The sequence below is a fragment of the Streptomyces sp. NPDC050704 genome (genome assembly GCF_040654355.1).
GTDB lineage: Bacteria > Actinomycetota > Actinomycetes > Streptomycetales > Streptomycetaceae > Streptomyces.
The window spans coordinates 1-13,865 of sequence record NZ_JBFAHW010000182.1; the positions used below are offsets into that span (position 1 = coordinate 1).

Consider the following 13,865-nt stretch of genomic DNA (forward strand, 5'->3'; position numbering starts at 1 on the left):
ACCGCAAGGAAGCGACCGAGATGCTCGACGACGCGCAGCTGCGCACGCTCGAGGAGCGGTTGCGCTATCTGCGGGAGCTGGAGGAGCGCCGGACGGCGATCCTCGACTCGGTGCGCGAGCAGGGCAAGCTCACCGAGGAGCTGGCGGCGCGGATCCGCGCCGCCGAGACCAAGGCGCGGCTGGAGGACATCTACCTGCCGTTCAAGCCGAAGCGGCGCACCAAGGCGCAGATCGCGCGCGAGGCGGGCCTGGAGCCGCTGGCGGAGGGGCTGATCGGCGACCCGTCCGTCGACCCGCTCGCCGCGGCCACGGCCTTCGTCGACGCCGACAAGGGCGTCGCCGATCCGCAGGCCGCGCTGGACGGCGCCCGGGCGATCCTGACCGAGCGGTTCTCGGAGGACGCCGACCTGATCGGCGAACTGCGCGAGCGCATGTGGGTGCGCGGGCGGCTGGCCGCCAAGGTGAAGGACGGCAAGGAGGAGGCGGGCGCCAAGTTCGCCGACTACTTCGACTTCGCCGAGCCCTTCCAGGAGCTGCCCTCGCACCGCGTCCTGGCCCTGCTGCGCGGCGAGAAGGAGGAGGTCCTGGACCTCGTCCTGGAGCCCGAGGAGCCGTCCGAGCAGCCCGGCCCGTCCTCGTACGAGGGAATGGTCGCCCATCGTTTCGGGATCGCCGACCGGGGCCGCCCCGCCGACAAGTGGCTGACGGACACGGTCCGCTGGGCCTGGCGCACACGCCTCCTGGTGCACCTGGGCATCGACATCCGGCTGCGGCTGCGCACCACGGCCGAGGACGAGGCGGTCAACGTCTTCGCGGCGAACCTGCGGGACCTGCTGCTCGCCGCCCCGGCGGGCACGCGCGCGACGCTGGGGCTCGACCCGGGCTTCCGTACGGGTGTGAAGGTGGCCGTCGTCGACGCGACCGGCAAGGTCGTCGCCACCGACGTCATCTACCCGCACGTGCCGGCGAACAAGTGGGACGAGGCCATCGCCAAGCTCGCCCGGCTCGCCAAGGAGCACACGGTCGAGCTGATCTCCATCGGCAACGGCACGGCGTCCCGCGAGACGGACAAGCTCGCCGGTGAACTCATCACCAAGCACCCCGAGCTGAACCTCACGAAGGTGATGGTGTCCGAGGCGGGCGCGTCCGTGTACTCGGCGTCCGCGTTCGCCTCCCAGGAACTGCCCGGCATGGACGTGTCGCTGCGCGGCGCCGTCTCCATCGCCCGCCGCCTCCAGGACCCGCTCGCCGAGCTGGTGAAGATCGACCCGAAGTCGATCGGTGTCGGCCAGTACCAGCACGACCTGTCCGAGGTAAAGCTCTCCCGCTCCCTCGACGCGGTCGTGGAGGACTGTGTGAACGGCGTCGGCGTGGACGTGAACACGGCCTCCGCGCCGCTGCTCTCGCGGGTCTCCGGCATCACCTCCGGGCTCGCCGAGAACATCGTGGCGCACCGCGACTCGAACGGGCCGTTCAAGTCCCGGACCGCGCTGAAGGGCGTGGCCAGGCTCGGCCCCAAGGCGTACGAGCAGTGCGCGGGCTTCCTGCGGATCCGGGGCGGGGACGACCCGCTGGACGCGTCCAGCGTGCACCCGGAGGCGTACCCCGTGGTGCGGCGCATGGTGAAGACCGCAGGCAGCGAGGTCACCTCGCTGGTCGGCAACACGGCGGTGCTGCGCTCGCTGAGGCCGGACGCCTTCGTGGACGAGACGTTCGGTCTGCCGACGGTGACCGACATCCTGAGGGAGTTGGAGAAGCCGGGGCGCGACCCGCGGCCCGCCTTCAAGACGGCCACCTTCAAGGAGGGCGTGGAGAAGATCTCCGACCTGGTCTCCGGGATGGTGCTCGAAGGGGTCGTCACGAATGTGGCCGCCTTCGGTGCCTTCGTGGACGTCGGCGTTCACCAGGACGGTCTGGTGCACGTCTCCGCGATGTCCAAGACGTTCGTCAAGGACCCGCGGGAGGTGGTGAAGCCCGGCGACATCGTCAAGGTGAAGGTGATGGACATCGACATCCCCCGCAAGCGGATCTCACTGACGCTCCGGCTCGACGACGAGGCGGCTCCGGCGGATCAGCAGGGCGGGGGTGGGCGCCCCCAGCGCGGGGGACGTCCGCCGCAGCAGCGGCAACAGCAGCAGCGGCAGGGCGGCGGCCGCGCGGGCGGAGCCGGCGGTTCGCGTCAGGCGCCGCCCCCCGCCAACAGCGCGATGGCCGACGCACTGCGCCGCGCCGGGCTCACCGACCCGGACAAGGGCAAGCGCTGAGCACCCGGGCCCGGTCTTCCGGCGCCACCGGAGTCCGGGCCCGGTCCGCTCGAAAAGTCGCGACTCACGTGGCGGCTCATGCGGCCGCTCGTAAAGTGAGGGGATGGCCACCTCGCGCGTCATCACCTGGGACGTCACGGCAAGCAACGGGTACGAGACCGCCTGGCTCGTGCTCGACGGCGACAACGACGCCGGCACCCTGAGCGCGCACGGACGCGCGGTCGGGACGGACCCGGAGCCCTACTGGCTCTCGTACACACTCGACACAGCCGAGGACTTCGTGACCCGTCGGCTGTGTGTGACGGTCGAGACGGCCTCGGGCACCCGCGCGCTCGACCTGCGGCACGACGGCGAAGGCCGCTGGACCGCCGACGGGGAACGGCTGCCCGAAGTCGACGGCGCCCTCGACTGCGACCTGGGTCTGTGCCCGCTCACGAACACCATGCCGGTGCTGCGCCACGGGCTCCATCTCGCCCCCGGCGAGCGGGAGTTCCTGATGGCCTGGGTGTCGGTGCCGGACCTGACCGTGCAGGTGTCGCGGCAGACCTATACGCATCTCGCCCGGACCGACCACGGCGGGCGCGTCCGCTTCGTCTCCGGAGACTTCCGCAGCGACCTGGAGTTCGACACGGACGGCTGCGTCGTCGACTACCCCACCCTGGCGCGGCGCCTGGCCGGCACCTAGGTCAACGTCAGCGTTCCGTCACCTTGCCCGCCGCGACCTCCAGGCGGCGCGTGGTGCGGACGGCGTCGAGCATCCGGCGGTCGTGGGTCACCAGGAGCAGCGTGCCCTCGTACGAGTCGAGCGCCGATTCCAGTTGCTCGATGGCCGGCAGGTCGAGGTGGTTCGTCGGCTCGTCGAGGACGAGGAGGTTGACGCCCCGGCCCTGGAGGAGCGCCAGTGCGGACCGGGTGCGTTCGCCCGGGGAGAGCGTCGCGGCCGGGCGCAGGACGTGCTCCGCCTTGAGGCCGAACTTGGCCAGCAGGGTGCGGACTTCGGCGGGCTCGGTGTCGGGCACGGCCGCGCAGAACGCGTCGAGCAGTGCCTCCGGGCCGTGGAACAGCTTGCGGGCCTGGTCGACCTCGCCGACGACCACGCCGGAGCCGAGCGTGGCGTGGCCGGCGTCCAGCGGGACCCGGCCCAGCAGGGCGCCGAGGAGCGTCGACTTGCCCGCGCCGTTCGCGCCGGTGACGGCCACCCGGTCCGCCCAGTCGATCTGGAGCGTGGCCGGGCCGAAGGTGAAGTCGCCCCGCCGGACCTCGGCGTCACGCAGGGTGGCGACCACGGCACCGGAGCGTGGCGCGGCCGCGATCTCCATGCGCAGTTCCCATTCCTTGCGCGGCTCGTCGACGGTGTCGAGGCGCTCGATCATGCGCTGGGTCTGCCGGGCCTTCGCGGCCTGCTTCTCGCTGGCCTCGCTGCGGAACTTGCGGCCGATCTTGTCGTTGTCGTTGTTCGCCTTGCGCCGGGCGTTCTTGACGCCCTTGTCCATCCAGGAGCGCTGCATCTGGGCGCGTCCTTCGAGCGCGGACCGCTTGTCGGCGTACTCCTCGAAGTCCTCGCGGGCGTGCCGGCGGGTCACGTCCCGCTCCTCCAGGTAGGCCTCGTAGCCGCCGCCGTACAGGGTGATCTGCTGCTGCGCGAGATCGAGTTCGAGGACCTTGGTGACGGTGCGGGTGAGGAACTCGCGGTCGTGGCTGACGACGACCGTGCCCGCGCGCAGGCCGGACACGAAGCGTTCCAGGCGCTCCAGGCCGTCCAGGTCGAGGTCGTTGGTCGGCTCGTCGAGCAGGAAGACGTCGTAGCGGGAGAGGAGGAGGGAGGCGAGTCCGGCGCGGGCGGCCTGGCCGCCGGAGAGGGCGGTCATCAGCTGGTCCAGGCCGACGCCCAGACCGAGCGAGTCGGCGACCTCCTCGGCCCGCTCGTCGAGGTCGGCGCCGCCGAGCCCGAGCCACCGCTCCAGGCTGTCCGCGTACGCGTCGTCCGAGCCCGGCGCCCCGTCGACCAGCGCCTGCGTGGCCTCGTCCATCACACGCTGGGCCTCGGCCACGCCCGTACGGCGCGCCAGGAAGTCCCGTACGGTCTCGCCGGGGCGCCGCTCCGGCTCCTGCGGCAGATGGCCGACGGTCGCGGCCGGCGGGGAGAGCCGCAGCTCGCCCTCCTCCGGCTTGAGGAGCCCGGCGAACATCCGCAGGAGGGTGGACTTGCCCGCGCCGTTGGCACCGACGAGACCGATCACGTCGCCGGGCGCGACGACGAGGTCGAGCCCGGAGAAGAGCGAGCGGTCGCCGTGTCCGGCGGCGAGATTCTTGGCGACGAGGGTGGCAGTCATCAGGGGGCCGATCCTAATCGCCAGTCCCGCGGGCGAGCGCCCGGTTCAGCGCGCCGACCGCGCCCCGTCAGGGGCGCGGGGCTGTATCAATGTGCGACTCCGCCGCGATGGGGGTCCCCCCGATCGAGCGAAGCCGAGAGTGGGGGAGAAGCCGAGAGTGGGGGAGCGACCAGCCCACCACAACCCGCACTCGCCCACGAACTCAGCCCACCACCCCCGTAGGCGCCCGCCCACCCACCGAGGTCACCGCGCCATCGGCTCCACCAGCACGCCTCCCGACGTCCGCGCCACGATGAAGGACTCCCCCTTCGTGGCCTTCGCGTCCAGCGGGAGCCGGTGCCGGCCCGCCTCCAGGACGCCGTCGAAGACCTCGTGCATGTGCGTGCGGTACAGGCGGTCGAGGCGGTACGCGGTCAGCTGGACCCGGCAGGTGGAGGTGACCTCGACGCCGGCCTCTCCGTCGGCGGCGACCAGCCGGGTCAGCCGGCGCTGTTCCTGCGGGCTGCGGTCCAGGGCGTGCTCGATCTGGGCGACCAGCAGCGGGATGATCGGGGCCAGGCCCTCGACGTACGCGACGTCGACGCCGGCGCGTTCGAAGGACTGCCGTACGGCGGTACGTTCCTGCTCGGTGACCGCACGGCCGAAGGCGACGGCGCCGTAGGTGCGCAGTTCGTCGGCGGAGACCTCGGCGGCGTCCTTGGTGATCTCGGCGCCGATGCCGATGATGCGCAGGGCGGCGGCGAGCTTGGCGAGGACGGCGGCGCGGGCGCCGATGAGCAGGACCCGGCGGCGTTCGCCCGTGGAACGGGTGAGCAGGGAACCGAGAGCGGCGCGGTAGTCGGCGCCGCGGAAGCGGAACGGGCCGATGCCGTGGTAGCCGTTGCGCTCCAGGTCCGCGTGCTCGTCGGTCTGCCAGGCGAAGTCGCGCCACACATAGTCGTCACCGTGCCGCTCGATCGCCGCGGTCACGGCACCGCACCCGAGGTCCTCGCACTCCGGGCAGCCGTAGATGACGTACCGGCTCCCCTCCAGCGGAGCGTCGACTTCCAGCAGCAGGCTGCGCACCTGTGCGGTGAAGATCGCGGGCGGTACGTCGGAGGCGAGGGGGGACACGGCGTCGAGGTCGGAGAGCTGGTACAGCAGCGGCCTTCCGTCCACGATGAAGTCCATGAAGTCGCGGTGCACTTGGTAGTCACCGTTGGCAAGGACCCCACCGGCACGCATCGCCGGTGCCAGGTCGAAGGTCGCGTACTCGGCAGACATGCTGTGAGTATCCCCAGAGTGAGGGCGTTCTGAGCACGGCATGACACATTCCGCTAACGTCCACACGTGGAGAGAGATCAGAGCGGCGACGTGATCGTGGTCGGCAGCGGCGTCATCGGCCTGACGACGGCCGTCGTTCTGGCCGAGAGCGGCCGGCAGGTACGGGTCTGGGCGCGGGAGGCCGCGGAGGGAACCACCTCGGCGGTTGCCGGCGCGCTGTGGTGGCCGTACCGCATCGAGCCGGCGACGCTCGCCCGTGAGTGGGCCCTGGAATCACTCACCGTGTACGAGGAGTTGGCGGCGCGGCCCGCCGAGACGGGCGTACGCATGGTCGAGGGCGTACAGGGTGAGACGCGGCTGGACGAGCAGGGGCCCTGGATCGCCGACCGGTTGCCGGGGCTGCGGGCGTCGACAGCCGAGGAGTACGCGGGGACGGGGATGTGGGCGCGGCTGCCGCTGATCGACATGCCGGTGCACCTGCGGTGGCTGCGCGAACGGTTCCTGAAGGCGGGCGGGACGATCGAGGCGCGCACGGTGACCGACCTCGCGGAGGCCGAGGCGCCGGTCGTCGTCAACTGCACGGGCCTGGGCGCCCGTGAACTCGTACCGGACCCGGCGGTACGGCCCGTACGCGGGCAGCTCGTGATCGTGGAGAACCCCGGCATCCACACCTGGATCACCTCGGTGGACCCGGCCGCCGGGGCGACCACGTACGTCTTTCCGCACCCGGACCGGCTGGTCCTCGGCGGCACGGCCGACGAGGACGAGTGGTCGCTGACACCCGATCCGGCGGTGGCCGAGCAGATCGTCGCGCGGTGCGCGGCACTGCGCCCGGAGATCGCCGGGGCACGTGTGCTGCGGCACCTGGTAGGGCTGCGGCCGGCCCGGCACGCGGTGCGCCTGGAGCGTGAACTCCGGCCTGACGGCCGGATCCTGGTGCACAACTACGGGCACGGCGGTGGGGGTATCACCGTGGCCTGGGGCTGCGCCCGGGAGGCGGCCGGGCTCGCCTACCGATAGTCCCGGTTCGACGGCCCGGCCCGGCGCTCAGGTGTGGTCGTCCCCGATCGGGTCTCCCTCCGTCTCCGTACCGGCCCCCGGACCGACCCTGATCTCGAAGTCGCCGGCGTACTGCTTGTGCCCCTCGATCACGGCGAGTCCGACGGCCTCGGAACCCATCTCGCGGCGCACGATGACCGGGTCGTGGCGCAGGTCGCGCATGAGGGCGACGCACATGCCGATCATCACGAGGGCGAACGGGGCCGCGGCCAGGATCGTGAGGTTCCGCAGACCGGTGAGCGCGTCGGCCTCACCGCTGCCGATGAGCAGCATGATGGCGGCGACGCCTCCGGTCACCACGCCCCAGAACACCACGACGAAGCGGCCGGGTTCGAGGGCGCCCTTCTGGGAGAGCGTGCCCATCACGATGGACGCGGCGTCGGCTCCCGAGACGAAGAAGATGCCGACGAGGATCATCACGAGCAGGCTGGTGGCGGTCGCGATGGGGTACTCGTGCAGAACTCCGAAGAGTTGGCCCTCGGGGGTCGTCTCACCGCGAAGCCGGCCGGCCTCCTGCAGCTTCATCGACGCACCGCCGAAGACGGCGAACCAGATCAGGCTGACGGTGCTGGGCACGAGGATGACGCCGCCGACGAACTGGCGGATGGTGCGCCCGCGGCTGATGCGGGCGATGAACATGCCGACGAACGGCGTCCAGGAGATCCACCACGCCCAGTAGAAGACCGTCCAGCCGGCCAGCCAGTCCGCGACGCCCTCTCCGCCGCTCGCATCGGTGCGGCCGGCGAGCTCGGGCAGGTCACCGAGGAAGGAGAAGATCGAGGTGGGCAGCAGGTCGAGGATGATGATCGTCGGTCCCGCGACGAACACGAACAGGGCGAGCGCCAGCGCGAGGACCATGTTGATGTTCGACAGCCACTGGATGCCCCGCTCGACGCCCGAGACTGCGGAGGCGACGAAGGCCAGCGTCAGCACGGCGATGATGGCGACGAGCAGGCCGGTGCTGACGTCGTCCATCCAGTCCAGCTCCTGGAAACCGGAGCCGATCTGGAGCGCGCCCAGGCCGAGTGAGGCGGCGGAGCCGAAGACGGTGGCGATGATCGCGAGGATGTCGATCGCGCGGCCTGCGCCGCCGTTGGCGTGCTTCTCGCCGATGAGCGGGGTGAAGACCGCGCTGATGGTCTGGCGGCGGCGCTTGCGGAACGTGCTGTAGGCGATGGCGAGGCCGACCACCGCGTAGATCGCCCAGGGATGCAGCGACCAGTGGAAGAGGGTGGTGGCCATCGCCGTCTCCATGCGGTCTGCGGAGTCGGCGGGGTTGGTACCCGGCGGAGGGGTCGTGTAGTGCGAGAGCGGCTCGCTCACTCCGTAGAACATCAGGCCGATGCCCATACCGGCGCTGAACATCATCGCGACCCAGGACACCGTGCGGAACTCGGGCTGCTCGTCCTCGGCGCCGAGGCGGATCGCGCCGTAGCGGCTGACCGCGAGCCACAGCGCGAAGACCACGAAGGCGGAGGCGGCCAGGATGAAGGCCCAGCCACCGTTGTGGATCAGGCCTTCGAGCATGTCCCCGGAGACGCTCTCCAGCGAGTCGGTGCCGACCGCACCCCAGATCACGAAGGCGACGGTGATGGCGGCGGTCACGCCGAACACCACCCGGTCGGTGTGATGGTCGGGAGCGTCGGGAATGTCCGACGGATCTTCCCGGCCTCCTCGCTTCCTCAGGTCCTCTGTCATCGGCGGCACCTTCCCGTGGAGGCCATATGGACGCTGCTTTCTCGTTACGACCTAGGACCTACCACAGGTGCCGCCGATCACACTTGTCTCAGCAGCCGGTGTCGGGTTCCCCGACGGCGAGATGGTACGGAGCGCGTTCGTCGAGCAGTAGCGGGACGAGTGCGCGCATGGACTGGCGCAGCGGGACGTAGGTGCCCTCGGCGTCCTGCCTCACCTTGACTCCGTGCAGGGCGAGTTCGTCCCTGAGTTCCGTGTACTGCCCGGCGGTGAGCCGGTAGGCGCAGGGCGGGTCCTGGATGATCTCGGACGGTTCCGCCGGGTCGTTGTCCGCGCCGCCGACGTACACCGGGCCGCTGTCGCGGTAGCCGGCGAGCCTCGCCGACGTCGTGGCCCTCTCGATCCGGGTGCGCCGCTCGCCCGTGAAGTCGAACAGCCCGTCCAGTGCGGCCAGTTGGGAGTGGACTCGGCGCCGGTTGTTGAGCGCCTCGTCGGCCTGCTCGGCGTCCGTGAGGGGGTCGACGCGGCTCTCGATGAGCAGTCCGACGCCGTGTTTGATACCGGACATGTTCCGCAGGATCCGCTCCTGCCCGTCGCCCGCGACCTGCCTGATGGGATCGCCGGTCACGGGATCGGTCCAGATGCCGTACGTCCCGGTCGAGTAGCCGGCCGCTTCGGCCGCGGGCCGTACGTACGCCTGTGACAGGGTCTGCGCCTCGTCGTGCACGGCCGCGTCGGTGTTGAGGTTGCGCGGCCAGAGGTCGAACAGGTCCTTGTCGTAGTACGGGGGCGTGGCCCCGTACTCGTGCAGGTCGTAGACCACGTCGGGTCTGCGGTCGCGGACGACGGCGGCCATGGCGCGTCCCTCGGCCGTCCGCAGAGCGAGGTGGTCGCGGTTGATGTCGACGCCGTCGCTGTTGCCGCGGGTGTCCGCGGCCCGGCCGTCCGGGTTGGCGGTCGGCACGACGAGCAGCGTGGTGCGGTCCAGGAACGCCCGGGTGCGGGCGTCCTTGGCGTACGCCAGATCGCGGACCGTGGTGAGGCAGGCCTCGCGCCCGGACGGCTCGTCGCCGTGCTGGCTGCACACGAGGAGGACGGTGTTGGTGGCGCCGTGCTTGCCTCCTATGCGTACGAGTTGGAGCGGGCGGTCCTGTTTTGTGGTGCCGATCCGGGCGATCGACACCCGGTCGCTCGCCCTGTCGACGGCGGCGAGGAAGTCCTGTTCCTCGGGCTGGCTGGTCCAGCGTGCCCCGTCGGTCTGCTCGAATCCGGTGCGCGGCGGGGCTTCGGCCGCGTGGGCGGGCGCCGTCAGAAGGGGTGCGGTGAGCACCGCCGCCGACACGGCGAGGACTGCTGCGTGGCGTATGTGTCCGGGCGTCATCAGTTGCTGCCTCCGGGGACGCGCTGCGGGGGACGGGGCTCGGCGACTCCGTCGAGGGTGGCCTCGGGCGTGATGTACGCGGATCCCGCGGTGGCGCGGACGAAGGCGGCGGCGCCTCCGACGAGCGGCACGCGGGCCGACGTACGGGCCAGGTCGAGGGTGAGCGTGGGTGTGCTCGACGGCGGGTCGATGAGGTCCCTGTCGGTGCCGGCGACGATCAGCGCCAGGCGGTGGCCGGCCGGGACGACGTGGTCGCTCGCGTGCAGGTCGAGGGTGATGGTGTACGGCTTGCCCGGGGTGAGCGGGACGCCCTTCAGGTCCGAGGCGTGGTTGCCGAGGTCGGCCCAGCCGCGGCTGAACACCGTGTAGTCGACGTCCGCGGTCTTGGCCCGCGTCTCCTTGAAGCAGGAGCTGTCGCCGGTGGTGCTGGGGCCCCAGCAGGTGCGGTCGGTGAGCGTGGTGATGCCCTCGCCCGCGGTGGCGTAGTCGCGGATGGTGTCCGGGCCGAGGTCGACGAGGACCGCGGAGAGGTGGGCGGTCGAGGTGCTCGGCGTGGCGGTGACGGTCACCTCGGCGGAGCCGGACAGGCGCAGGCTCTTGGTGAGCGGCTTGGTGATGAATCCGGCCTTGCCGGAAGTGGACTGGTCGATCTGCGCGGCCCAGTCGGTCTCGTCCTGGCGCGGGTCGTCGGTGAAGGTCTCGGTGCCCGATCCGCGCCGCAGTCCGAGGGTGCCGACGCCGGCCGCGTCGCCCTTGCCGGAGCGCAAGCTCACGGTGTCGGTGGTGCGCGGCGGCCAGACGGCCGACGTGACCCACTGGTCGGGGGCGTGCTCGAGGTCGGCCATGGGCTCGTCGTCGATGCCGTTGTCGTAGCCGAGGAGTTCGTGGTCGAACCAGCGGTGCAGGGTGTCGGCCCACACGGCGCGGCGGAAGTCGAAGGGGTCGACGTGGCCGGTCTGGGACAGCCAGATCTTGCGGTCGACGCCGTTCTCCGCGAGGCCGTCCCACCACTGGCCGAAGTGCTTGGGGCGGACGTTGAGGTCCTGCATGCCGTGGATGACGAAGACGCTCGCGTCGACCTTTCCGACGTCCTTCACGTAGTCGCGCTCGCCCCAGAACTTCGTCCGGTCGCCGGTGCGCGGGGCCCCGTCGACGAGTTGCTTCTGCACGGCGGCGCACCTGGCACGCGCGTCCGGGCTCTCGACGTAGTTCGCCAGCCGGTCGGGGCCGGAGTTGTAGAGCGGGGCGCCCTTGGCGAAGTAGTAGTCGTACCACGAGGAGATCGCGGCGATCGGGACGATCGTCTCCAGACCTTCGACACCCGTGGCGGCGACGCCGTTCGCGATGGTGCCGTCGTAGCTCTTGCCGATCATGCCCGTCTTGCCGTTGGTCCAGCCGGCCTTGGCCTTCGCGCTGCCCGTGCGGGAGGTGTAGCCCTTGGCCCGGCCGTTCAGCCAGTCGACCACGGCCTTCGCGGACTGGATGTCGGAGCGGCCGCCCACGTCCACACAGCCGTCGGAGCGGTTGGTTCCGGCGAGGTCGACGGCGACGAAGGCGTAGCCGCGCGGCACGAAGTAGTTGTCGTAGTAGAGCGGCATCTGGACGACGTCGCCGTTCGCGTCGTACGTCTTCAACTGACTCTCGTTGCCGCGTCCGCAACAGGAGTAGTAGGGGCTGGCGTCCATGATCACGGGTATCTTGCGGCCCCGCTGCGCGGGTTCGCGCGGCCGGACGATGTCGACGGCGACCCGGTCGGCCTTCCCGTCGGTGTCGCCGTCGAGTCCGGTGTCGACCCATACGGATTCGCGGATGGCGTTCTCGTACGAGTAAACGGGCCGGCTCTCCCGCGGCGCACTGTGGGCGGCGGCCGGGGTGAGGAGCGTGGCCATCAGGGCGGCGGTGGCCGCCGTCGCGAGCGATCTCCAGGTGGTGAGGCGCATGTAGCGCGCACGTGTCCGCATGCGCGGAAGGTACTCCGGTCAACTCCTGGGCAAAAGAGGGCCATTGAGGTGCCCGGGGGGATGCCCCCACGTGTGGCTTGAGACGTGGCTCGAGGTGTGGTTCGGAATGTGGCTTGAAAGGTGCGTCGGACGAAGTCACTCATGTCGGCCGAATGGCGATCGTGTGACGAGAGCGGTGGTGGACACAGCCGGGCCCACAGGGAATGAATAGGCTCCGGACAGACCTCGTGCCCCTACCACTTGGAGCTTGACGTGCACCGCAGACTCATCGCCCCGGGCGCACTCGCGGCCGCCCTGCTGCTGGCCATCCCGGCATCGGCGGCAAGCTACTCACCCGGGGCCCCGGGCATCGGCGACCCCTACTACCCGGCCTACGGCAACGGCGGATACGACGTCTCGCACTACGACCTCCGGCTCAAGTACCAGCCGGAGTCGGACCGGCTGGAGGGCACGGCGACCCTCCTGGCCACCACCACACAGGATCTTTCGCGGTTCAATCTGGACTTCCTGCTCGATGTGAGCGAGGTGCGGGTCAACGGCGCCAAGGCATCGTTCGCCACGTCCGGCGAGCACGAGCTGGAGGTCACACCGAAGAACCCGCTGCCCAAGGGCACGGCCGTCACCGTCGTGGTGCGCTACAGCGGGGTGCCGTCCTCGAAGTCGGCGTACGGGTTCACCAGCTGGCACCGCACGCCGGACGGCGGTGTCGGGGCGAACGAGCCCGAGGCGGCCTGGTGGTGGTTCCCCAGCAACGACCATCCGCTGGACAAGGCCACGTACGACGTGTCGGTCGCCGTGCCGGACGGCTCCCAGGCGATCTCCAACGGCACGCTGCAGTCGACGAGTTCACGCCTCGGCTGGACGCGGTACAACTGGCGGTCCAACAAGCCGCAGACCACGTATCTCGCCACGCTGGCGGTCGGAAAGTTCGACGTCACGACCGGTACGTCGGAGAGCGGCATCCCGATCATCAACGCGTACAGCAAGGATCTGGGCGACAACTACGGGGCCGCGCGGGCGAGCATCGAGCGCACCGGGGAGGTGGCCGACTGGCTCGCCGGGTATTTCGGGCCCTATCCGTTCAACGCGCTCGGCGGCTACGTCCCGAACACCGACACCGGGTACGCGCTGGAGACCCAGACCCGGCCGTTCTACAGCCCGCGGCAGTTCGCCAACGGTACGAACGTGTCCGTGGTCGTCCATGAGCTGGCCCACCAGTGGTACGGCGACTATGTGGCCGTGGCCGGGTGGAAGGACATCTGGATCAACGAGGGCTTCGCGCGGTACGCGCAGTGGCTGTGGTCGGAGCACGAGGGCGAGGGCACGGCGCAGGAACTCGCGGACTACGTGTACGCGTCACGTCCGGCCGACGATCCGTTCTGGACGGTCAAGCCCGGGGACCCCGGGCCGGAGAACCAGTTCCACCTCGCCGTGTACGACCGCGGGGCACTGGCGGTCCAGGCGCTGCGGAACGAGGTCGGGGACGAGGCGTTCTTCGCCATCCTGAAGGGGTGGCCGAAGCGGTACGCCCACGGGAACGCGACCGTCGGGGACTTCGTGCGGTACGCGGAGGAGGTCTCGGGTCAGTCGCTCGACGCTCTCTTCGACACCTGGCTGTACCAGGCGTCGAAGCCGAGCGCGCCGGCGGCGCGGGACGCCTCGATCCGGGCGCGGAGCACGGCTCCCGCGCAGCCGAAGTCGTGGAAGAAGATCGCGGAGACCAACTCGGTGCACGACCACCACGACGACCACGACCATCACGACCACTGAGCGCTCCGCGCAGGTCGATGGGCTGGTGCGGGTAGTTGTGAGCCGGTCGCGCCCTTGCGGGACAGTCCGGGAATGATCGTGAGCTGGAGGGTGCCCACGACGCGCCCCTCGCGCACGGCGACGACAAGGTGCTGGTTCG

The 13,865-nt window shown here is 70.7% G+C and carries 9 protein-coding genes and 1 pseudogene; 4 read left to right on the top strand and 6 right to left on the bottom strand.

Annotated features, from left to right (window positions below; genetic code table 11):
• Together AB0I18_RS48900 and AB0I18_RS48905 are read left to right on the top strand one after the other, a co-directional pair.
• Nucleotides 1-2,264, top strand: a 2,264-nt coding sequence (locus tag AB0I18_RS48900) for a Tex family protein (protein ID WP_363112324.1), incomplete at its 5' end; no start/stop codon positions are given.
• Between the two features lie 103 nt (nucleotides 2,265-2,367).
• On the top strand, nucleotides 2,368-2,949 hold the full coding sequence (locus AB0I18_RS48905) for a putative glycolipid-binding domain-containing protein (RefSeq protein WP_363112325.1): 582 nt from the start codon (nucleotides 2,368-2,370) through the stop codon (nucleotides 2,947-2,949).
• 7 nt (nucleotides 2,950-2,956) lie between these two features.
• On the opposite strand, the gene AB0I18_RS48910 is transcribed toward AB0I18_RS48905, so the two are convergent.
• Nucleotides 2,957-4,597: an ABC-F family ATP-binding cassette domain-containing protein gene (locus AB0I18_RS48910; protein ID WP_363112326.1), complete on the bottom strand. Its 1,641-nt coding sequence runs from the start codon at nucleotides 4,595-4,597 to the stop codon at nucleotides 2,957-2,959.
• Between the two features lie 243 nt (nucleotides 4,598-4,840).
• Entirely contained in the window at nucleotides 4,841-5,860 is a 1,020-nt protein-coding gene (locus AB0I18_RS48915) for an oxidoreductase (protein ID WP_363112327.1), read from the bottom strand.
• Nucleotides 5,861-5,926: 66 nt separating this feature from the next.
• On the opposite strand from AB0I18_RS48915, the gene AB0I18_RS48920 reads away from it, so the two are divergent.
• On the top strand, nucleotides 5,927-6,880 hold the full coding sequence (locus AB0I18_RS48920; protein ID WP_363112328.1) for an FAD-dependent oxidoreductase: 954 nt from the start codon (nucleotides 5,927-5,929) through the stop codon (nucleotides 6,878-6,880).
• A gap of 27 nt (nucleotides 6,881-6,907) precedes the next feature.
• Here the strand turns inward: AB0I18_RS48920 and AB0I18_RS48925 are convergent, their stop codons facing one another.
• From AB0I18_RS48925 to AB0I18_RS48935, 3 genes are all read right to left on the bottom strand, one after another.
• Nucleotides 6,908-8,617 (bottom strand): BCCT family transporter, encoded by a 1,710-nt coding sequence (locus tag AB0I18_RS48925; protein ID WP_363112329.1) that lies wholly within the window; start codon nucleotides 8,615-8,617, stop codon nucleotides 6,908-6,910.
• Nucleotides 8,618-8,705: 88 nt separating this feature from the next.
• A complete protein-coding gene (locus tag AB0I18_RS48930) occupies nucleotides 8,706-9,995 on the bottom strand; it encodes a M14 family metallocarboxypeptidase (RefSeq protein ID WP_363112330.1) in 1,290 nt (429 codons plus the stop codon).
• The gene (locus AB0I18_RS48935; RefSeq protein WP_363112331.1) at nucleotides 9,995-11,956 is read right to left on the bottom strand and encodes a Xaa-Pro dipeptidyl-peptidase; all 1,962 of its coding nucleotides are present in this window, start codon (nucleotides 11,954-11,956) and stop codon (nucleotides 9,995-9,997) included. Before AB0I18_RS48935 ends, AB0I18_RS48930 begins: the two co-directional genes overlap by 1 nt.
• 252 nt (nucleotides 11,957-12,208) lie before the next feature.
• Between AB0I18_RS48935 and AB0I18_RS48940 the strand changes: the two genes are divergently transcribed.
• A complete protein-coding gene (locus tag AB0I18_RS48940) occupies nucleotides 12,209-13,726 on the top strand; it encodes a M1 family metallopeptidase (protein ID WP_363112332.1) in 1,518 nt (505 codons plus the stop codon).
• A 38-nt stretch (nucleotides 13,727-13,764) separates the two neighbouring features.
• On the opposite strand, the pseudogene AB0I18_RS48945 reads toward AB0I18_RS48940, so the two are convergent.
• Nucleotides 13,765-13,865 (bottom strand): annotated as a pseudogene (locus tag AB0I18_RS48945) (GNAT family N-acetyltransferase); the annotation flags it as partial.

What these genes read in the sequence shown, in the direction of transcription:
- AB0I18_RS48915 (WP_363112327.1), bottom strand. Translation starts at nt 5,860, where the DNA reads ATGTCTGCCGAGTACGCGACCTTCGACCTGGCACCGGCGATGCGTGCC.
- AB0I18_RS48930 (WP_363112330.1), bottom strand. Translation starts at nt 9,995, where the DNA reads ATGACGCCCGGACACATACGCCACGCAGCAGTCCTCGCCGTGTCGGCG.
- AB0I18_RS48935 (WP_363112331.1), bottom strand. Translation starts at nt 11,956, where the DNA reads ATGCGGACACGTGCGCGCTACATGCGCCTCACCACCTGGAGATCGCTC.
- AB0I18_RS48925 (WP_363112329.1), bottom strand. Translation starts at nt 8,617, where the DNA reads ATGACAGAGGACCTGAGGAAGCGAGGAGGCCGGGAAGATCCGTCGGAC.
- AB0I18_RS48910 (WP_363112326.1), bottom strand. Translation starts at nt 4,597, where the DNA reads ATGACTGCCACCCTCGTCGCCAAGAATCTCGCCGCCGGACACGGCGAC.
- AB0I18_RS48905 (WP_363112325.1), top strand. Translation starts at nt 2,368, where the DNA reads ATGGCCACCTCGCGCGTCATCACCTGGGACGTCACGGCAAGCAACGGG.